At 53.7% G+C, this 22473-nt stretch carries 13 protein-coding genes; 7 read left to right on the top strand and 6 right to left on the bottom strand.

The genetic code is table 11. The features are described from left to right. Positions 1–363 precede the first annotated feature (363 nt). The gene (locus tag J2I47_RS24265; RefSeq protein ID WP_207367212.1) at positions 364–4992 is read left to right on the top strand and encodes a PA14 domain-containing protein; all 4629 of its coding nucleotides are present in this window, start codon (positions 364–366) and stop codon (positions 4990–4992) included. A 579-nt stretch (positions 4993–5571) separates the two neighbouring features. Then, complete coding sequence (locus J2I47_RS24260; RefSeq protein WP_310587739.1) at positions 5572–9807, top strand: PA14 domain-containing protein; 4236 nt, start codon at positions 5572–5574, stop codon at positions 9805–9807. A 115-nt stretch (positions 9808–9922) separates the two neighbouring features. Here the strand turns inward: J2I47_RS24260 and glgX are convergent, their stop codons facing one another. The 3 genes from glgX to J2I47_RS24245 form a co-directional block, all read right to left on the bottom strand. Then, a complete protein-coding gene (gene glgX, locus J2I47_RS24255) occupies positions 9923–12028 on the bottom strand; it encodes a glycogen debranching protein GlgX (protein WP_207367210.1) in 2106 nt (701 codons plus the stop codon). Positions 12029–12146: 118 nt separating this feature from the next. Beyond that, positions 12147–12695 (bottom strand): hypothetical protein, encoded by a 549-nt coding sequence (locus J2I47_RS24250; protein ID WP_207367209.1) that lies wholly within the window; start codon positions 12693–12695, stop codon positions 12147–12149. Positions 12696–12810: 115 nt separating this feature from the next. Then, positions 12811–13305, bottom strand: a complete 495-nt coding sequence (locus tag J2I47_RS24245) for a PPC domain-containing DNA-binding protein (RefSeq protein WP_207367208.1) — start codon at positions 13303–13305, stop codon at positions 12811–12813. Between the two features lie 33 nt (positions 13306–13338). Here J2I47_RS24245 and J2I47_RS24240 point away from each other — a divergent pair, with 33 nt between their 5' ends. Then, entirely contained in the window at positions 13339–14337 is a 999-nt protein-coding gene (locus tag J2I47_RS24240; RefSeq protein WP_207367207.1) for a transglutaminase domain-containing protein, read from the top strand. 199 nt (positions 14338–14536) lie between these two features. Here the strand turns inward: J2I47_RS24240 and J2I47_RS24235 are convergent, their stop codons facing one another. After that, positions 14537–16510, bottom strand: a complete 1974-nt coding sequence (locus J2I47_RS24235; RefSeq protein ID WP_207367206.1) for a hypothetical protein — start codon at positions 16508–16510, stop codon at positions 14537–14539. Positions 16511–17067: 557 nt separating this feature from the next. On the opposite strand from J2I47_RS24235, the gene queG reads away from it, so the two are divergent. Together queG and J2I47_RS24225 are read left to right on the top strand one after the other, a co-directional pair. After that, a complete protein-coding gene (gene queG, locus J2I47_RS24230) occupies positions 17068–18015 on the top strand; it encodes a tRNA epoxyqueuosine(34) reductase QueG (RefSeq protein WP_207367205.1) in 948 nt (315 codons plus the stop codon). Between the two features lie 238 nt (positions 18016–18253). Next, positions 18254–18922, top strand: coding sequence for a TetR/AcrR family transcriptional regulator (locus tag J2I47_RS24225; protein WP_207367204.1), 669 nt, complete (start codon positions 18254–18256; stop codon positions 18920–18922). Here the strand turns inward: J2I47_RS24225 and kynU are convergent. Then, positions 18893–20170 (bottom strand): kynureninase, encoded by a 1278-nt coding sequence (gene kynU / locus J2I47_RS24220; RefSeq protein ID WP_207367203.1) that lies wholly within the window; start codon positions 20168–20170, stop codon positions 18893–18895. The genes J2I47_RS24225 and kynU overlap by 30 nt on opposite strands. A 71-nt stretch (positions 20171–20241) precedes the next feature. On the opposite strand from kynU, the gene J2I47_RS24215 reads away from it, so the two are divergent. Then, on the top strand, positions 20242–21249 hold the full coding sequence (locus J2I47_RS24215) for a nitrilase-related carbon-nitrogen hydrolase (protein WP_207367202.1): 1008 nt from the start codon (positions 20242–20244) through the stop codon (positions 21247–21249). Between the two features lie 63 nt (positions 21250–21312). Here the strand turns inward: J2I47_RS24215 and J2I47_RS24210 are convergent, their stop codons facing one another. Further along, positions 21313–21939: an NUDIX hydrolase gene (locus J2I47_RS24210; protein WP_207367201.1), complete on the bottom strand. Its 627-nt coding sequence runs from the start codon at positions 21937–21939 to the stop codon at positions 21313–21315. 242 nt (positions 21940–22181) lie between these two features. Between J2I47_RS24210 and J2I47_RS24205 the strand changes: the two genes are divergently transcribed. After that, positions 22182–22463, top strand: a complete 282-nt coding sequence (locus tag J2I47_RS24205; RefSeq protein WP_207367200.1) for a hypothetical protein — start codon at positions 22182–22184, stop codon at positions 22461–22463. Positions 22464–22473 lie beyond the last annotated feature (10 nt).

The following is a 22473-nucleotide window of genomic DNA, read 5'->3' as shown; positions in this document are numbered from 1 at the left end:
AATAGGGATATAATTATTGTAGGTTATACTGTAAATATTTTGACATAACACAAAGTTAACATTAAAACTGCGCTGATTTTTCGTGTGTCTGTTACGGTTAAAAACTGCGTGCAACCTGTTAATGGGCATTGATTGCCAAACGGTTAGTGCTGACATAAGCTAACCGCGTCTGCTGGTTCCTGCTAAAAGGCAGCTTGATCGGCTGGAGATAAGTTACTATGTTTATAGGAATAATAGAGTATTATTGCTCAATCCGTAACGTCCATAAGTGTCCAACTAAACATCCATCTGATTCAAGTGTATCACAATCAGCAACTCCGTCATCGAAAAAACTGTACCTCATTTTTTTTCGTAGTAGCTGCCATGCTGCTTGTTTGTAGCTCAGCTGCTCTTGGTCAAACGACCTACTACGTAGCCAGCAACGGCAGCGATAATAACGATGGCCGCTCGGCAGGCTCGCCGTTTCAATCCATCGGCAAAGTAAACGGCCTGACATTGCAGGCGGGCGATCAGGTCCTGTTTCGGCGGGGCGACACCTTCCGGGGCACCTTGCAGATTCGTCAGTCGGGCAGTTCGGCTCAGCCCATTGTCATTGATGCTTTCGGGTCGGGCAACAAACCCGTGCTGGCGGGGTCGTTGCCCGTGAGTAGCTGGAACAGCGTAGGGAGTAATCTTTGGCAGGCCAGCGTACCCTTTCTGGGTGGCCAGGTAACGGGTGTGTACCGAAACGGTACGACCCTGCCGCTGGGACGTTACCCCAACCTGAACGCACCCAACCGGGGTTACCTCACCATTCAGTCGCATAGCGGCACCTCGCAGTTCACGAGCGTTGAAAACGTGCCAGCCAACTTTACGGGTGGTGAAGTGGTAGACCGGCCGGTGCAGTGGATTATGAATCGGAGCGTAATTAACAGCCAGAACGGGAATACGTTTTATGCCAACGAATCGGGCTCTTATAATTTCAGCGACGGATGGGGCTACTTTATTCAGAACCACCCCGCTACCCTCGACCAGACCGGTGAGTGGTACTACAACCCCGGCAACAAAACCCTGCTACTGTACAGTGATTCAGATCCCAACGGACAAACCATTACGGCTACGGCCTATACGGAGAGTGTTCGTATCAACAGCGTCAGCAACGTGACAGTACGAAACGTGGCCGTTACGCAGGCGATCAACACCAATATGCTGATCGAAAACGGCACGGGCATCACCATTTCAGGCGTCGATATCACCCAGGCGGGCGAAGACGGACTGACGGCGCGGGGCAGTGGAAACACGGTTCTGGTGGAGGGTAGCTTTATTGATGAAGTCAACAACAACGGGGTCAACATCAGCGGTTATCAAAACTTTACGTTTCGGAACAATACCCTTCAGCGCGTAGGGCTGGTGCCGGGCCGCGGCAAAACCGGCGATGGTACATACATAGGGTTCAACGCTGTCTCGACCAACAACGTGACCGTGGAAAACAACGTGGTGGATCAGATTGGTTATAACGGCATCAATTTCACGGAAGGGACCACATTACGGCGCAACCGGGTATCGAATTTCTGCCTCACCAAAAGCGACGGCGGTGGTTTCTACATCTGGAATGGTACCCGGCAGCCCATGAACAATGTGCATATTCTGAACAACATCTCGTTCAATGGCATTGGGGCACCAGAGGGCACGCCGGGTGGCAACTATTCGGGAGCCAACGGTTTCTTCCTCGACGACTGCACCACCAACGTAGATATCCGCGACAATACGGCCTTCAACTGCCGGGGGCTGGGTTTTTTCCTGCACGGGGCCATCACCGCGCAGTTTTTCAACAACACGGCCTACAACAACGGCGAGGCGCAACTAGCCGTCAACAGCCGTAGCGATGGGTGTTCACCGAGCAACAACAACATTCAGAACAACATTCTGGTGAGCCGCCTGCCAAGCCAGTTTGTCACCAAGTTCGAGTCGCACCTCAACGACCTGCGCAACTACGGACAGTTCGACAACAACGTGTATGCCCGACCATTCGACGACCAGTTCAAACTCCGGATTGCGTATAATGCCGGATCGGGTGTTACCGGCGCCGACTTATCGTTGGGGCAGTGGCAAAGTCAGTACGGTAAAGATCCTAATTCGCTCAACAGCCCAATCACCTACAAACCTTTTGTGGTAACGGGAAGCGGCCAGCTTAAACTGAACAGCACCTTTGGTGGCAACAACGAAGGCTGGGACGTGTGGAGCCCCTATGGCAACGGACGGGTCAATTGGGATAACGGCAATCGCCTCGACGGAGGTAGCTTGAGTATTGGTTTTCCGACTGGTTCAGGCCAGGCCAACTCATACCTGCTGGCTTCAAAAAGCGTTGGGTCGATCAGCCAGAACCAGGTTTATCTGCTGACGTTCGACGCCGTCGCGTCGGGAAGCGCTAAGCGGGTGGAGGTGTTCCTCCGGCAAAAAACCGGCTCATACAACGACCTGGATGCCCGGTCGGTGGTTCTGGTGAGCAACACCCGGCAGCACTACGAACTCTCGTACACGGGTAATGCCAACGAAGCCGACGCCATTGTGGCGATGCAGGTGACCGAAGATGGCCAGACACTGTGGGTCGACAACGTACAACTGCAGCCCGCCACGCGCACGGCCCAAAATCCTGACGATTTCATTCGGCTGGAATACAACGACACCAACAGCGATAAGACCGTTTCGCTGGGCGGTACTTACCGCGACGGTCGTAACAAGGTGTACGCCAACCAGGTCACGCTAACGCCTTTCACGTCGGTAGTGCTGTTCAAAGACAACAGCGCTACACCCCCGCCGCCGCCCCCCGTGACTATCCTGCGCGACCCGGAGAACCCGGCCAACGCCGTAGTAGGCTTGGATTACAGCTATTATGAAGGGGCCTGGAGCCAGGTCTCTGAGTTGACCGGGGTTACTCCTGTCAAGTCAGGGCAGACAGCTCAGCCCGACCTGAGCCAGCGCAACCGGGAGGACAACTTTGGCCTCAAGTTCACGGGCTACATCAACGTGCCCGCCGACGGGCAATATACCTTCTACACCTACTCGGACGATGGCAGCAAGCTCTACATCGGTACGACCGAAGTGGTCAACAATGATTTTGGTCATGCCGAGCAGGAGCGTTCAGGCACGATTGGATTGAAGGCGGGCAGGCACGCCATCAGCATCCCGTATTTGCAGGGGGGCGGGGGCAAGGCCCTGAGCGTGAGCTACAGCGGCCCCGGCATCGGCAAGCAGGTCATTCCGGCAGCATCGTTCTATCGGGTTGGCAGCAGCACCCCGCCGCCCCCACCACCCGTGGCTACGCTCCGGGATCCAGAAAATCCGGCTAATGCTGTCGTAGGCTTAGATTACAGCTACTACGAAGGGGTTTGGGGTCAACTGCCTGATTTCAACAGCCTTACGCCCATAAAAGTAGGACAAACAAGTCAGGCAGACCTGAGTCCGCGTAACCGCGACAGTAATTATGGGCTGCGTTTTCAGGGTTATGTGGCTGTGCCCGCCGATGGTCAGTACACCTTCTATACCAACTCCGACGATGGCAGCAAGCTCTATATCGGTACTACGCAGGTAGTCGATAACGACGGTGGACATGCTGAGCAGGAGCGCTCAGGCACCATTGGCCTGAAAGCCGGTAAGCACGCTATCACCATTCCTTATGTGCAGGGAGCTGGTGGTCAGGCGTTGAGCGTGAGCTTCAGTGGTCCCGGAGTGAATAAGCAGGTTATTCCCGCCTCGGCTTTCTACCGTGTGGGTATCAACACGCCGCCCCCGCCGCCACCCGTGGCTACCCTGCGCGACCCGGAAAATCCGGTTAATGCGACAAATGGGCTCGACTATAGCTACTACGAAGGCTCATGGGGGCAGGTCTCTGAGTTGACCGGGGTTACTCCTGTCAAGTCAGGCCAGACGGGCCAGCCCGACCTGAGCCAGCGCAATCGGGAGGACAACTTTGGCCTCAAGTTCACGGGCTACATCAACGTGCCCGCCGACGGGCAATATACCTTCTACACCTACTCGGATGATGGCAGCAAGCTCTACATCGGCACGACCGAAGTAGTCAACAATGATTTTGGTCATGCCGAGCAGGAGCGTTCAGGCACGATTGGATTGAAAGCGGGCAGGCACGCCATCAGCATCCCGTATTTGCAGGGGGGCGGGGGCAAGGCCCTGAGCGTAAGCTACAGCGGTCCCGGCATCGGCAAGCAGGTCATACCCGCCTCGGCCTTTTACCGGGTGGGTACCGGCACTACACCCACGACGCCTGCAACAGGCCTGGGCACGGGCCTGCTGGGCAGCTATTTCAACAACAAGACCCTGACGGCCCCCAGTGTGCTCACCCGCACCGACCCCACCATCGACTTCGACTGGGGCCTGGGCTCCCCCGCCCCCAGCGTCAACGTCGACAACTTCTCGGTCCGCTGGAGTGGGCAGGTCGAGGCCCCGGTGACGGGCAGCTACTTCTTCACCACCACAGCCGACGATGGGGTGCGGCTGTGGGTGAACAACGTCCTGGTGATCGACAACTGGAACGACCACCCGCCCACCAGCAACACGAGTGGGGGGCTGGCCCTGGTGGGTGGTCAGAAGTACAGCATCCGCCTGGAGTACTACGAGAGTGGGGTGGGGGCCCTGGCGCGGTTGCAGTGGAGCTATGGGGGCCAGGGCCAGCAGCTGGTGCCCCAGAGCCGGCTCTACCCCGCCTCGAGTGCCCGCCTGGCTGCTCCTGAGGTGAGCTATCAACCCGAGCCGGTGGTGTATCCCGTGCCGGCCCAGGATAAGCTTCATGTGCGCTACTATAGTGCTACGGGTGGTCAGGTTGTGCTGCAACTGGTATCGGTTGGTGCGTTGCCTGTGTTTCAGTCTACGTATGATGTTACACCCGGCGAAAACCTGATTACGCTCCCCGTCCGTACGCTCATGCGGGATGTGTACTTACTTAATGGCGTTGAGGGTACCAAACGGTTCACCAGTAAAGTGCTGCTGACTGATTAGAGCGATTGCCCTTATAAATACAACCGGTTCGTTTCCTGATGCCGCCACGTTGAGTGGCGGCATTCTTTTTTGTAGCCGTGCCTGTCGTGCCAAACTGTATAGGATTAATCTGGCCTTGAGCAAACACGAATAAATAAGCCTAAAAAGATTGATTTATTGTAACAAAACAGGCCATACAACATACTTAAGGTCTGCTTAAAATCACTTTACTGACCCACAAGTTGGTAGCTGATATGTTGAAAGTTTGATCATATTAACGTAAACAGTATCAGGTACTTAACTATAATTATTATTAGTTTAGATATGAGTATTTTAGCTCAACGCGAAATCGCTGTTAAAATTGCCTGAACTTTTTTTTGGCCTTTTTTTTCGGCTGAAAACTGGTACGCAAATTGCCACTATTGGCTGATTACCAATCCTTTTTGAACGCTAAAAAAATTGACCTTCCATTCAGTCAATTAAAAAGGCAATTTGATCAAACAGGATTAGCGTACTAAGTTTACCGAAATGGTAGAGTACTAATACTTATCCATTTTCCACCGAAACTTAAATGTCCAACCAAAAGCTTCTTTGATCCAAGTGCAACGTAATCAGCATCTCTGCCATCGAAAAATCAGCCCCTTCGTCTTTGCCATGTTTGCTGCACTGCTACTCGTTAGTAGCGTAGCCACACAGGCCCAGACTACCTATTACGTGGCCAACTCAGGTAACGACGGTAACGGGGGGCGCTCTGCCGACAACCCGTTTCAGTCGCTCAACAAGGTGAACAGCCTGACGCTGCAGCCCGGTGATCAGGTTTTATTTCGGCGGGGCGACACCTTCCGGGGTACGTTGCTGATCCGTCAGTCGGGCAATGCTGGTCAGCCCATTGTCATTGATGCGTTTGGGTCGGGTAAGAAGCCTGTGCTGGCGGGGTCTGTATCGGTAAGCAACTGGACCAATATTGGAAACAATACCTGGCAAGCCAATATCGATCTGGGTAGCCGCACCACGGGCGTATATAAAAACGGCTCAGCTCTTCCACTGGGACGTTACCCAAACCTAGACGCTCCTAACCGTGGCTACCTCACCGTACAGGGGCACAATGGCAAGGTGAGGCTGGATAGCAAGGACGAACTGGGCGGTATAGACTGGACCGGGGGCGAGGCTGTAGTGCGGCCTGTGCAATGGATTCTGGACCGGGCCACCATTACCAAACAGAACGGTAAAAGCCTGACCCTCAACAATAACAGTGGGTACGACATAGCTGACGGGTTCGGGTTTTTCATTCAGAATCACCCCGCCACCCTCGATCAACCGGGTGAGTGGTACTATAACCCCAACAACAAGACGCTGCGGATTTATGACGGCAGCAACCCCAACGGGCAGACCATTACGGCCACGACCAATAATGAGGCCGTAAACCTCAACAACGTGTCGAACATCACGCTTCGCAACCTGGAGATAACGCAGGCCCTGAGCACGAACCTACTGATCAACAATGGATCGAACATCACTGTGTCGGGTGTCGAGGTGACCAACGCGGGTGAAGATGGCGTGCTAATTCAGGGAGGGGGCAACACCATTCTGATGGAAAACGGCCTGATTCAGGACGTTAACAATAACGGGTTTGCCATTGGCGGCTACCAGAATCTCACTTTCCGGGGTAACACAGTGCAGCGCATTGGCCTGGTGCCGGGACGAGGTAAGAGCGGTGATGGCACCTACACCGGGTTTCAGTCTGCCTCCTACGCCAACACGCTGATCGAGAACAACGTGGTTGATCAGATTGGTTATAATGGCGTCAACTTCGCCAACAACACCACGATTCAGCGCAACCGGGTGTCGAACTTCTGCGTGACCAAAAGCGATGGGGGTGGCCTATACATATGGAACGGTAATCATCAGGGAATGAGCGGCGTACGCCTGCTGAATAATATCGTCTTCAATGGCATTGGCACGGCAGAAGGTACGCCCGGTGGGGCCTATTCAGGTGCCAATGGTATTTATCTCGACGACTGCACTACCAATATTGAGTTGTCGGGAAACTCGGTCTTTAACTGTAAGGGGCTGGGTATCTATTTGCACGGATCGTCGTCGGTGCAGGTGAAAAACAACACCTCCTACAACAACGGAGAGGCGCAACTGTCTATGACGAGCATCACCAATTCATGTTCGCCCAACAACAACGTCATCCAGAATAATATCCTCTTCAGCCGCACTACCGATCAGTTGGTAGCTAAGTATGAGTCGCACCTGAACGACCTGAACAATTACGGGCAGTACAGCAGCAACGTATATGCCCGTCCGTTTGAGGATAACAACAAAATTCGCATCGTCTACGGCGTAAATGGTAACCTAGTTGGTGCCGACCGCCCGCTGGCCGACTGGCAGAGTCGTTCCGGGCAGGATGGTGGCTCGTCAAACAGCCCTATCACGTACAATCCCAGTACGCAGAACCCCAATGATTACATTCGGTTTGAGTACAACGACACGGGTAGCGATAAAACGATTAGGCTAAACGGCAACTACCGCGATGCCCGTAATACGTTCTATGCTGATCAGATCACGCTGGCCCCGTTTACGTCGGTGGTGTTGCTGAAAGATGGTGGGTCCCCCCCGCCCGCCGCCCCACTTCGCGACCCAGAAAACCCAGCCAACGCCGTAGTGGGGCTTGATTTCAACTATTACGAGGGCTCGTGGGGGCAGGTCTCTCAACTGAATGGGGTTACTCCTGTCAAGTCGGGCCAAACAGGGCAGCCCGACCTGAGCCAGCGCAACCGGGAGGACAACTTTGGCCTCAAGTTCACCGGCTACATCAACGTGCCCACTGATGGGCAGTACACCTTCTATACCAACTCTGATGATGGCAGCAAGCTTTACATCGGCACGACCGAAGTAGTCAACAACGATTTTGGTCATGCCGAGCAGGAGCGTTCAGGTACGATTGGATTGAAAGCGGGCAGGCACGCCATCAGCATCCCGTATTTGCAGGGGGGCGGGGGCAAGGCCCTGAGCGTAAGCTACAGCGGCCCCGGCATCGGCAAGCAGGTCATACCCGCCTCGGCTTTCTTCCGCGTGGGCAGCAGCACCCCGCCGCCACCACCGCCACCCGTGGCTACCCTGCGCGACCCGGAGAACCCGGCTAATGCGACAAACGGACTCGACTATAGCTACTACGAAGGCTCGTGGGGGCAGGTCTCTCAGTTGAACGGGGTTAGTCCTGTCAAGTCAGGGCAAACAGCTCAGCCCGACCTGAGCCAGCGCAATCGGGAGGACAACTTTGGCCTCAAGTTCACGGGCTACATCAACGTGCCCGCCGACGGGCAATATACCTTCTACACCTACTCGGACGATGGCAGCAAGCTCTACATCGGCACGACCGAAGTAGTCAACAATGACTTTGGTCATGCCGAGCAGGAGCGGGCAGGCACGATTGGTCTGAAAGCGGGCAGGCACGCCATCAGCATCCCGTATTTGCAGGGGGGTGGGGGCAAGGCCCTAAGCGTGAGCTACAGTGGCCCGGGTATCGGCAAGCAGGTCATACCCGCCTCGGCTTTCTTCCGCGTAGGTGCCAGTACACCGGTGGCTTTAGTAGCCAACCTGCGCAATCCGGAGAATCCGGCCAATGTTGTAAATGGCCTCGATTATGGCTATTATGAAGGTAGCTGGGGTAATAATCTGCCCGATTTCGGCAACCTCGCGCCTGTTCGCATGGGCACAACAGACCAGGCTAACCTAAGCACGCCCCACCGGGAAGATAGTTTTGGCATGCAGTTTCGGGGCTATGTGTCGGTGCCCACCGATGGTCAGTATACGTTTTATACGTTTTCAGATGATGGCAGTAAACTCTACATCGGCACCACGCAGGTAGTAGACAATGATGGTGGGCACCCCGAGCAGGAGCGGTCAGGCACTATTGGTCTGAAAGCAGGCAAGCATGCTATCATGGTGCCCTATTATGAGGGCGGCGGCGGCCAAAACCTGGTGGTAAGTTATAGCGGGCCGGGCATTACCAGGCAGGTCATTCCCGCCTCGGCCTACTACCGCGTGGGTACTGCCAACTCTACTCCAACCGTGATTACCAATTCGGGTACGGGTTTACTGGGCAGCTATTTCAACAACAAGTCCCTGACTGGCTCCCCCGTACTTAACCGCACCGACGCCGTTGTGGACTTCGACTGGGGTACGGGTTCACCTGCCGCTACTGTGAACGTGGATAATTTTTCGGTCCGCTGGAGTGGGCAGGTTGAAGCCCCGGTAACGGCCAACTACGTTTTCACTACCATCGCCGATGATGGGGTACGGCTGTGGGTAAACAACAACCTGGTCATTGATAACTGGACCGATCACCCACCTGTTACAGACAATAGCGCTGGTATCGCCCTGACGGCCGGTCAGCGGTACAACATCCGCCTGGAATACTATGAGAATGGCATAGGGGCTGTAGCGCGGCTAGGCTGGTCATACCCAGGTGTCAGTACGTCTATTATTCCAAAGACGCGGCTGTATCCGGCAACGGCTGGCGCACGGGTGGCGTCGACGGACGAACCATCGGTTGAGCTGTTGACGCAGGAAGCGACCAATCGGGTGCAGGTTTACCCAATTCCTGCCCAGCACGAACTGACGGTGAAATTTTCGGCCACCGAGGCCGGAGATGCCAGCATACAGCTGACTAATCTGGCAGGCCTGTCGGTATTAAAACTCACGAAGCCCCATACCACAGGCCAACAGTTGCTGACTGTTCCCGTCCGCGAGGTGCCTCGTGGCTACTACCTGCTCACCCTCCTGCACAACGGTCAACGCACTACGCAGAAGGTGTTATTAGTCGAATAGAAGGGCACATAGATATAAGAGACAAGAGCCAAGAAATAAGACTGCTGACGCAAGCGTATCTGTGCGTCAGCAGTCTTATTTCTTGGCTCTTATCTCTTATATCTATGCTATCAACTTACACCATCCTCAGCAGTATCGAGCTACGGCCAGGTACGACAAAGGGCGTTTTCACATCGACACGTTTGCCGGACTCGATTTCGCCGACGGCGGTATCTACGATTACTTCATAGTGCGTCCGCGATTTGTGGGGAGCTGGCAGCTGGAAGGGTATCTCTTCCCAGTAGCTGTTCATGATCCACAGTAGCTTGCTCTTACCTTCGTCGGTATCGCTGATTTGCTGTCCCATCTCATCCTGTTCTTCTACCCGTGCGCCATCAATCCAAAGGGCCAGGCAACGGGTGTCGGGGTTCGCGTAGTCTTCGGGCGTAAAGGCATGACCATCGGGACGTAGCCAGTCAATTTCTTCCTGTAGGTAGAACTTCCGGCGGTTCAGCAGTGGGTATTTTTGGCGCAGGGCAATAAGCTGACTGGTATAATCGAACAGGGCCTGATTTTTCTCGTCCCAGTTCCAGTTAAACCAGCTTATCTCGCTGTCTTGGTTGTAGCCGTTGTTGTTGCCGTGCTGCGTACGGCCATATTCGTCGCCCATCATAAACATGGGAGCGCCCTGGCTGAGCAGCAGCGTCGACAGGAAATTGCGCTTTTGCTGTTCACGGGCCTGGTTAATGGCGGCATCGTCGGTAGGGCCTTCGGCACCCATGTTCCAGCTTTCGTTGTTGCTTTCGCCGTCGTTGTTGTTTTCGCCATTGGCCTCGTTGTGCTTCTCATTATAGCTCACCAGATCGTTGAGCGTAAAGCCATCGTGGGCAATAATAAAGTTGACGCTGTTGCCTGGTCCGCGTCCATCGGCGTAGAGGTCGGGGCTACCCAGGGTGCGCAGGGTCATCTCGTGGGCAAGGCCCTCATCGCCTTTCCAGAACTTCCGTACACAGTCGCGGTATTTGCCGTTCCATTCCGACCAGCGCACCGGGAACTGCCCTACATGATATGAGCCAATATCCCAGGGTTCGGCAATGAGCTTCACCTGACTTAGAATGGGGTCCTGGTTGGCCGTATCCAGAAACGACGATACGTTGTCGCCAAGGTTACGAATCAACGCCGATGCCAGGTCGAACCGGAATCCATCAACGTGCATTTCCTGTACCCAATAACGCAGACTGTCCATCACCAGGCGCAGCGTTTGGGCATGCGTCAGGTTGAAGGTGTTGCCCGTGCCCGTGTGGTTCATGTAATACTGCGGGTCGTCGGGTACAGTGTGGTAATACACCCGGTTGTCGATGCCCTTAAACGATAGGGTAGGGCCAAACTGGTTGCCTTCGGCAGTATGGTTATAGACTACGTCGAGGATTACCTCAATGCCTGCTTCGTGCAGGTTTTTTACCATCTGCTTGAACTCATGCACCACATTATCGCTGGACGCGTAGCCGTTGTGGGGAGCAAAAAAACCGATGGTGTTGTAGCCCCAGTAGCTTTCGTTACTGAATTGATGCACGGGCAATAACTCCACGGATGTGATGCCCAGCTTTTTAAAATAATCAATGGCTTCGGGTGTGCCCAGCGCAGCATAGCTACCCCGAATGGCTTCGTCGATGGTGGGGTGCTGGAAGGTGAATCCCTTCACGTGCATCTCATACACCACCGATTTGTGCATGGGGGTGCGGGGCGCTTTGTCGTCCTCCCAGTCAAACGCGGCTGAGTCGATGACCACACTTTTGGGGGCCACTTTACCGCTGTCTGCGTCGCTCATTTCCATGAAACGATCGTCGGCATCACTCTCAAAATTATAGCCAAGTGTATGGGTTTCGCCACCCACGGTGCCATGAATTTCGCGGGCGTAGGGGTCAAGCAGCAGCTTGTTGGCGTTGAAGTAGTGACCCTCTTCGGGGGCATACGGCCCGTCGACGCGGTAGCCGTAAAGTTGACCGGCCTTGAGGCCTTCGAGGTAGATATGCCAGACGTTCTCGGTCTTCTCGGTCAGCTCGATGCGGTGGGTTTCGCGCTCCCCGCGCTTCGACGAAAACAGGCATAGCGATACGCCTGTGGCATTTTCAGAATAGATAGAGAAATTAACGCCCTGGTCGTCAACGGTAGCCCCAAGTGGATAGGGTTGTCCTGGCCGCGACGGGATTGTAGCCGACGAGGCGCTTTGTACAGTGTTCATAACGGTTGATATAAATGGTATAGAGTACCACCTGATAAACCGTCAGGCAAAAGGAATGTTTACTACTCAACCGTAGCGGTCTAGTGACGTAATACGGTATATATACTGAAGTCGATCGCTATACTTTCGGCTGAATTGTTTTGATGATGGTGATAACTTCGGCCTGCACCTCACTGTCGAATTGGGCATTGAGCGATTCTTTGAACACCCCCCTGTCGAGCAGATACAACACGCCAACTGCCTTAGGCGCTTCTGAATAATAGAAGATGCCATTGATGGTGTTACCCTGCGTTAGCACAACAGATTTGGTCAGTGTTTGCCCACCATAGGCCATTGTGACCGGTGTTTTTCCACCGAGTGGATCACCGCCAAACAGCGGATTGCCGTATTCATTGCAGAGAAGTGGACCACAGAAACTGTAGCTCAGCATAGCCCGTTTGTCAACCCGGTTCTTGCCAAAGCTGAGTCCTTCAAACCCAACGGCTCCCGGTCCTTCATAACCGGCGGGAAATTTGATGGTGTAGGCCGTATTGAGTTGAATGGACGTCCAGCTTGTGGGGTCAGTATAAATGGGATCACCTGTGTTGGTGACGGCTGGCTGGATGGTGTTGTTTTTGCTGGCGCAGGCTCCAAGAAGCAGAACAGCCAGTATAATTACGTAACGCATAAGTCTTTATCTGTTAGGCAATTAACGCAATAGGTACTATAATAGTGCAAACCCAACTGGCAAACAAACTTCTTTAGTGGGCGGCGGCTGACGGCTGGCCGCAGTATGCTTTTACCTACTTTTTCTTTTTTCGCACCACCAGTTCTTTGTAGCCGAAAGTGGGGTCAGGTTCACGGGTAAAAACAAGGTCTGGCAGCAGACCAACAACGATTTCGGCGGTGGTGTAAATTTTGCAACCGGCCATCAGGTGTCCGCCCAACGTTCGTCCGGTAGAATCAGATACAGCCAGGTGAATATGGCTACCGTTGGTAGACAGCGTACCCACCAGCGAGACAATCTCGAAATGCCCCTGATATACCGTAGGGCCGTCCTGGTTGGCCAGGCGAAGGGCCACATCGGTAAGGATGCCCACGCAGGTAAGCAGAGTGCCTGCGGCAACATGGTGTTTCTGCGCCAGTTCGTCCAGGACAGCTTTCAAATCCTGACCTGGCCCAAGCCGGAACGAAAGCGTGGTCATAGGCGACGATTGGGCCGAAACGGTGGGTTGAGCAGTGGCAGTTTCCATAGTGGCGAAGAGCAGGTAGAGGGTAAACAATAAAATGGCGGGCATAGCGGTTAATCTGATGTGTGATTGAACTGAGGTATGCGAAAATACACCCTCCCTGCCATTCTTGCCGCCTTCCTTATAACGGGAAGCACGGCCCTCTCTCCCAAAGGGGCCGAACCGAAACATGTAGCTGTCAACCTTGCCGCCAACGCGGCCCGGTTTGACGTGATTGACACCTATGCCCGCAACACGCCGGAAGCCTACGCAAAGAACCTGCAAAGCCTAAGCACCTACCTGACGTCGCCGGCCCGCACTGATCTGGCCAAAGCCCGGTCGGTATACGCCTGGATTATGTCGCACGTGCGCTACGATATGAGCACCTACACGGGGGCTTCCTACGCGTCGGAGATAGCCTACGCGAACCGTGCCCTGCAAACGCGGCGTACGGTCTGTACGGGTTTCTCATTAATATTTAAGCAATTGCTTGTCCGGGCGGGTGTTCAGGCGGTAACGGTCAAAGGCTACTCGCGCCACAGCGACGCGCAGGCCGGACTGCCCACGGGCGGCATCGACCATGAGTGGAACGCTGTTTACCTAGACGGCGACTGGTATCTTTTTGATCTGACCTGGGCCAGTGCTACGGCGCAGAGCGGCAAGCCCAACGACTTCTATTTCATGACCGACCCGCAGGCGTTTATCGCGCAGCACCTGCCGCTCGACAGTCGCTGGCAATTGTTGAACCGGCCGGTAAGCAAACCCGACTTCGACCGGTTTCCTAAATATTACGATGCCTATTTCACAATGGGCTTCACACCCTATTTCCCGAAGCAGGGGCTGCTCCGGGCTGCTGATGGGGTGACGCTGAACCTGACTAACGAAGGCGACGTAGGGTTCTGGTGTTCGGTGGGGCCGCGCGGTAGTTCTTCTGCCTCGGCTGTGCCGGTCAACATTGCCCGTAACGGAGACTCATATCAGCTGCAGGTGAAGATGCCCCGCCGGGGTCCACAAACGCTTCACGTGTTTGCCAAGCCCAAGACCAATTCCCGCGAACGATACCAGCAATACACGGCTATTGCCTCGTTTACGGTTCAGTAGCAAGAAGTGATAGAGAGGCAGGAAGTGATGCGTGGTAAACGGTAAGTGGTGAGTTTGCTTACACACCTGGGTTACTCCAGCGTAAGCAAACTCACCACTTACCGTTTACCACACATCACTTCCTGTTTCGTTTATACATGCAAAAAGGGCCGGATCATCAGATCCGGCCCTTTTTGCATGTATAAACGAAACAGGCGGCTTACTTATTCACTTCGTCGATGCCGAAGCTCATGTCGCGGCGACCGCTGTTGCCACTCCGGCGAGCCTTTTTGCGTGGGGCTGGCGGCGTGATCAGTTTCTGGTACTGGTCGGCGTTTAGTGGCTTCAGGTCGGTGATCGAGTACGTGTTATCGCTGATCACGGTGTTGAAGCTACCTACGCTACGCTCTGGCTGGCCATTGCATGGGAGTTGCGTTACGCTGAACACAGCACGGAAGTACTGCACCTGCGGACGAACGCGACGACCTTTGAAGCGGATGGCTTTGCCACTTTCGATCTGCGACTTCTCCTGCTGCAGCGTACGGGCCAGATCGCCTGGCAGTTCGCGGATGTTCAGGATCAGTGCCGTAGTGTCGAACTCGAACGGCTGGGTTGCCAGACGACGGTTCAGCGTACGGTAACGCAGACGGGTAGTTGTATCACCCACCGACGTAACCTGACCGTTACAGTAGCAGATGTTGGCTACCTCACGTGTGTATGGGTTGCGGTAGTATACCTCCAGGCGCTCCAGACGGTGACGGAACTCGCATGGCTTGCCGACTGTGTCTAGCGGTGACCGCTGGCTACCCAGTATCGCGAAGCTTGTAGTGGCCACTTCGCTCATACAATCACCACAGGGTGCTGTCTGATGGTTGTGTACCGTTACATAGTAGAAACCACGGGTTGGCTTGCCGTTTTGCAGGTACTGCGTGGGGAATGCCAGCGTCGTGTCTTTCGTATCAACCACCTGTGCAATGATCTGGTCACCCGTTGCCTGCGTACCTACACTGTCTGGGCGGAAGTACAAACGAGCCGTAAAGGTTTCGTTCTTGGGGTTGATCGTCGTTGAACGCCAGCTGATGGTTGGCGCCGTAACGTTGTCAGGGATACTATCGGCTGCCAGCGTGAGGCCATTAAGCGGCGCGTTGCGGAAGTTCAGCGTCAGCCTTGGAATCGAATCGCAGGTTGGGCAGAACGTTGGTGCTTTCGGAATCAGACGCTTCTGGATGAAAGTTCTGCGAACCCCCAAACCAGCCGAGAAACCACCGTGCTTACGGGTGAATTCAAACAGGTTATTGGGCAGGTTTGTCTGACCCCCATCAATAATGAGGTAGTTCAAATCTGTGTAGTAACCCTGTACCTGAGGCCCCAGGAGCCAGCTATTGCCAATAGGGAAGAACACGCCCACCGATGCGTTGGCACCAAAATGCAGCAACCGGTTGCTTGGTTCAACAATCCGAACGATCTGCTCGGCGGTTGTGCCAGCGCTTGGTACTGAGGCTCCGTTAAAGGCTGACTCTGTCCGGTAAAGACCACCACGAGCGGCAGCTTCAATAAACGTTGCCGTGCGGAATGGGTTTTTCCGGCGACCAATCTCCCAGGATAAAATTGGACCAACAGTCAGGAAAAAGTCTTCCTGTGGTTTGTTCCTGAGCGTTACCCGGTCGCTTTGAATACCGCGGGTATTGGCGATGGCCAAAAAGTCGGTTTTCCAGTCGTCGCGGGTGTAGAAATTCTGATAGCCCAAAGCGGCACTCAGACCTAGTTTAAATTTCTTCTCTGGTTTGGTGAAGAAGTAGTCGGCGCTGAACGTCGTGTTAATCCCGGTGCCGTTATAGAGCGAATTATCACGTTTTGTTGGGCCAAACGTGTTAGCCCATGATCCGCAGTACGCAAAAGCTGGTCCAGCATAGAAGCCTATTCGCCAGGGCGATATACGCCGGGCCAGTGCGAAAGTCTGCAAGGTTGTGTCGCAGTCCTGCAACTCGGTAAGATTGGGGTACTGGCTCTTGAAGCTGGCCCGATTAACGGTGTCAGCAAAGCCTCCCTTACCAAGATTGAAGATGCGTTCACGGGGGGCATAGCGATCCGTCGCCTGGTTACGGCGTAACGTGTCGCCCTGCTGTGCATGGGTGGCCGTCGTACCCGCATAGAGGAACGTGAGGCCCGCCATGAGTCGGATAAGTCTGTGCATACGTACAGTTATTTTTGATTCGTTGGCAAAATACAACTTCACTAACTTAAATCAAGAAACGCTCCTGTAAAGAATTTAGGCAACGGTCCGTTCATTAAGTCGCTTTTAACCAGTCTCCGCTGCCATAAAGGGCTGGTTATAGGCCTAATACTGGTGTAGTTCTGAACCCTAAAAAGTAGTAGGTCTGAACGTAGGCAAAAGTAGCTCAGAATTGTACAGAAACGGTTTTTTATCCATACTTCTGGCTAAAATCGCTTTTACGGCTTCATTACTGTGTAAGAAATTGGTTACAACGGCATACCTTCTGGTTATCCTGCTGACAGGGAAAGCCGTCGCTACTGCACAAAAGTCACGCCAGATGCCATTTTTAGGGGTAGCTGTTTCAACAACTACCACCTTGCTGACAGACGCTGTTGCTCATGCCGTAACCTGGGTAAATAACCTGTTAAATGCCTGATCTGCCAACTGTCGCGACGACTATGTGATTAGCCCTCAATGGGGCTTCTACTGCCCTTTTCCAAACGAAACCCATAAGCAACACGCACTGTTCTGCTGATATGTCAAGTGTAACTACAGCCAGTAACGCGCAAAAAATTAAGGATAAAGCGCGCGAGTTGGGTTTCGATTTCTGTGGTATTGCCCGGGCCGACTTTTTGGAAAAGGAGGCCCCCCGGCTTGAAAACTGGCTCACTCAGCATATGCACGGTCAGATGGGCTACATGGCTAACCATTTCGATAAGCGACTTGACCCCCGACTGTTGGTTGATGGAGCTAAGTCGGTAGTATCGGTATTGCTGAATTATTTCCCCGGTCACGACCCGGAAATGCGCCTGCCGGAAGGGGATGATGACTACAAAATTGCGAAATATGCCTATGGTACAGATTACCACTTCATTTTAAAAGACAAGCTGAAGTCATTGCTTCAGTTTATTCACACAGATATTGGTGAAGTAGGGGGGAGGGCCTTCGTTGATTCGGCTCCGGTAATGGACAAAGCGTGGGCGGCTAAGTCAGGATTGGGGTGGGTAGGCAAGCACACAAATCTGCTGAATCGACAGATGGGCAGCTTCTTTTTCATCGGCGAACTTATCCTCGACCTGGCCCTTGAGCCTGATGGCCCCACCACTGATCACTGCGGTACCTGTACCCGCTGCATCGACGCCTGCCCAACCGATGCCATTGTGGCTCCTTATGTGGTAGATGGAAGCCGTTGTATTTCTTACTTCACGATTGAACTGAAGGAAGCTATACCACAGGAGGTGAAGGGCAAGTTTGAGAACTGGATTTTTGGCTGCGACATCTGCCAGGACGTATGCCCCTGGAATCGCTTTGCCAAACCCCACCAAACGCCTGAATTCTCGCTATCACCCGAATTAGCCAGCTTTAATCAGTCAGACTGGGAAGAGATTACAGAAGAATTATTCAAGAACCTGTTTCGCCGTTCGGCTATAAAGCGGACAAAACTGGAAGGGATTCGGAAAAACGTCCGTTTTATAAAAAAATAAATAAACTTTAGCAAAATTATTATAGCTTTATCGCTAATGCCTACTTGAACGTATTGGCGAATAGGTCATTACTTTGCAAAAACGTTAACTCAAAAGTAAGTTACATACTATTAAACTTATATACTGTAATCTAGTTTGTTAACATTAATTAGTAAACAGTATCATAAAAACAAAGCGTTATTAACGCTGTTTGTTTTCAATTCAGCATTCATCAAACAAGCCACACCTTTCTAATCGGATGACTCGAGACCGTATACAAACCGAAAACAGACTAATTGACGCCATTCATGAACTACTAACCGAAGAGGGCCTCGACCAGATCAAAATAAATAAAGTAGCTCAACACGCCAAGGTAAATAAGATACTGATATACCGTTATTTCGGCGGTATCGACGGACTGATCAACGCCTATTATAACAAGTATAAACCCGTTGTTGATACGCCACCCATCGACGTTGATCGGCTTCGAGGGGCGCCCATCGACGAGTTTTTCCAGGCCTGCTGCGATTACGTTATCACAGAGTTCAGACTCCTGCGCGAGAATCCGCAGGCGCAGAGCTTTCTGAAAAACGATCTTATGGCTTATCAACCGGGCGTAGCTAATCCCTATGCTGATGAAAAAGAATCGCAGCTTCGCAATACGATTGATGAACTGAGCAGCCTGATTCAGACCGACTATGGCAGGCCTTTTTCTGCGATTATTCTGAGCGGTATGACGTTACTCACGTTTATGGCGCAAGACAAACGTACCGTCTTCGGCATCGATTTAGGCACTGACGAAGGCTGGATCGAGATTGAGAAAACACTACAACGAATTTATTATGCGCTGGCTGAATTGAACAAAAGCCGCATTGGAGGCAATGTAATGTTGCCATCTTCACCGCCTTCGGGCAAGGATGTCGCGTAGTGTATGGCCCAATTGCCATACGTCCTCAAACGACGTATAGAGGGGTGCGGGCGCTAACCTGATACAATCCGGTTCGCGCCAATCGCCGATGATACCTGCCGCAGTAAGCTGGTCAAACACCTGTCTGCCCTGTTCAGGTAACAGCAATGACAACTGACAGCCGCGTTGTGCCGGGTCGCTGGGCGTGATGATATGCACAAGGTCGTTTAGCAGGTAATAGAGGTACCCAGTCAGGCGTTCGCTTTTTTGCCGCAGGTTGTTCATGCCGGCCTCGGCAGTGATCTGCACGGCGGCATCATGGGTGGCCATGGCCAGTACGGTGGGCGTACTTACCTGCCAACCATCGGCGCCGGGCATCGGCATAAACCCCTTCGTCATGGCAAACCGTTGCGGCTGGTCATACCCCCACCACCCAGCCAAACGGGGTAACGTAGCCGAGTCGGCGTGATGACGCTCATGGACAAAAATGCCCGACACGCCCCCCGGTCCGGCATTGAGGTATTTATAGGAACACCAATAGGCAAAATCAACCTGCCACTGGTGCAGTTGCAGGAGCACGTTGCCTACCCCATGTGCCAGGTCGAACCCCACCAGTGCGCCGGCGTTGTGGGCGGCCCGGGCAATGGCAGCCATGTCGAAAACCTGCCCTGTATAATAGTGCACGCCGCTAAAGAGCACCAGCGCCAGTGTGTCGGCATACTGGTCAATGGCGGTCAGCAGATCAGCGGGTTGCCAGGTATCGTGACCGGGTTGAGGAAACACTTCAATTAATACCTCATCGGGGTTTAAGCCACGGGCGCGGAGGTGTGTTTCAAAAGCATACATATCTGACGGAAAATCGCCGCCGATGGTCAGAATTTTAGTGCGTTGGCCCGCCGGGCGGTAGAACGAGGTCAACAGCAGATGCATGTTGATTGTCAGGTTGTTCATGGCGCAGACTTCCGTTTCCAGTGCGCCCACAATATGGGCCAGGGCGGGTTTACTGCGTTCATGAATCGTGAGCCAGGGCTGGTTGCGTACCACTTCATCCTGCTCAAACCAGCCTTCTACTGCCAGATTTTGCCAAACGGCCAGTTCATGGTCTACTGCTGCCCGAACTGATTTTGGCTGAAGGCCCAATGAATTTCCGCAGAAGTAACGCAGGCGCTGCCCATTGCGCTGCGGTATGTGAAAACGGTCCTGGTAGGCGCGTAGGGGGTCATTCTGATCGAGTTGACGGGCGAAGTCGAGTTCGTTGATGAAGTTCATGGGCGAAAGTTAGCGCAGAATTCAACCCCAACTGTGTAATTTGGGCGGCGTATAATCCCCCCGTAACACACATGTATAAAGCTCTTGCCCTTCAATTAACCTGCCAAACCGTTAATGCTGCTACCAACCGCGATGAGGCCGAAGCCATAATGCTGGCGTCTATTGACCGGATCGACAAACAGATTGAAGCCTCTATTGCTCATACCGGCCGTGACACCCTGCTGGTGGTGGTGCCCGAATACTTTCTGACGGGTTTTCCGGTGAGTGAAAGCCTGGTAGAATGGCGCGAGAAAGCCGCTATCGAAATCGACGGTCGTATTTATGAGGCCCTAGGTGCGCTGGCCCAGAAGCACAAAATTTACTTTTCCGGCAACGCCTACGAACTGGACCCACACCTGACGGAACTCTATTTCCAGACCAGTTTTATCATTGGCCCTGGTGGCGATGTAATCCTGCGCTACCGTCGGCTAAACGCGCTCAACACGCCCACTCCCCACGACGTTTGGGCGTATTACCTGGAAGCCTACGGCTACGAGTCAATTTTTCCGGTGGTGAAAACAAACATCGGTAATCTGGCCTGCATCGCATCTGAAGAGATCCTATACCCCGAAGTGGCCCGTTGCCTGGCTATGCGTGGTGCCGAAATTTTTCTGCACTCAACGTCCGAAATTGGCTCACCCATGCAGACCCAGAAAAATGTGGGTAAGCTGGCGCGGGCCATTGAAAACATGGGCTATGTGGTGTCGGCCAACTCGGCAGGGATAACCGGCATGGCCCTCCCCATGGGGTCGGTAGACGCTGGCTCGAAGATTGTTGATTACCGCGGTCTGGTACTCGCCGAGGCAGGTTATGGCGAAAGCATGGTAGCCAACGCCGACATTGACCTGGCTGCACTGCGCCAGTTTCGGCAGCGACCCGGCGTGACCAACCTGCTTTCGCGCCAACGGTTTGAGCTATACGCCGACAGCTACGCCCAGCACAGCTACTACCCACCCAACACCCTCCTCGCTGAATCACCCGATCGCGCCATCTTCGCCAAAAACCAGCAGGACGTGATCAGGCGGCTGTTTGAGAAATAATGCGTGAACAGGCAGGAACGCTTCGCGCCTAGTAAAGCACATACGTGAAGCGTTTCAGCCTATTCACTTTATTACAGCCAGCAACTCGGCGATCATCATGGCGGTGGCACCCCACACGCGATGACCTTCGATGGCATAATAGGGGGCGTCGACCGTAATGCCGCGCACCTCAATCTGGCTATCGCCCACGATGGTTTCGTCGAGAAGGGTATTGAGGTTTACTTCCACAACGGCGTCTACTTCGCGGGGGTCGGGATAAAAGTCGGGGCGGCCTGTGAGCATGCCCACTACGGGCTGCACGTAGAAATTGCTGGGCGGAATAAACAGCTCTGAGAGTTGCCCCAGCACCGTGACGTCCTGCACCCGGATGCCGATTTCCTCCTGCGCCTCGCGGAGGGCTGTTTGCGTGAGGTCGCGGTCGGTGCGTTCCATCCGCCCACCCGGAAACGCCATTTGCCCGGCATGTACACCGTCGTATTGGGGCCGCAGGATCAGCGGCAGAAAGATCGAATCCTGATAAGGATAGAACAGGATCAGTACGGCACTGCGCCGGGTACGTTCATTAGGGCGAATACCGAGTTTGGTCCGGGCCGACGAGGCCATCAATTGGTGTGCTGCCTCGCCCGGTAGAGGTTGCTGTAAACGATGCCTCAGGTGGTTGATCAGATCGGGAAACGGCTTAGGTAGCATTGGTCAAATGTAAGAATTACTACGGAACCGCTACGGCTGTTGACCCGCATTTCCTCGAAATAGGTAGACTGACTGTGACTTATTTGTGCGGTTTGTGCGCGATACAGCCCTGTTTGAAACTGGCATGTGATGGACCTCAACCCCGATCTGTACATAGGCTACCGCATCATGTTTCTGACGTTGTTCTATGGTGCGCTTGCTGTTGGTGACCTGGGGCCGTTGGTCATTTCAGTGCACTGGCAATGATTGCGCTGACCGGTCAGTTGGGGCTGGTACTTGCCTACATTAGCCGCCATTCGGGCAACCGCCTCACCGCCAACATCCTTGACTACCTTGGGCACCTCGGCGTAAGCATGCTGGCAGGGGGCGTAATTAAAGCCGCAGGCGTCCTGCTCGATTTGCCTGCCCTGCGCTTACTTGGCAATGCTATTATGATCTGGCAACTTGCCCGCCGCCAAAACAGCATGCAATTGCCTTACTATCTGATTATGCCGTTCGCGCTTTTCGTGTGTATGACCGTTTAGTTGAACAAGG

Source organism: Fibrella rubiginis, assembly GCF_017353185.1.
In the GTDB taxonomy this organism is placed as follows: Bacteria; Bacteroidota; Bacteroidia; order Cytophagales; family Spirosomataceae; genus Fibrella; species Fibrella rubiginis.
Note: the sequence above shows the minus strand (reverse complement) of the source record. Positions and strands in the feature narration are given on the sequence as shown.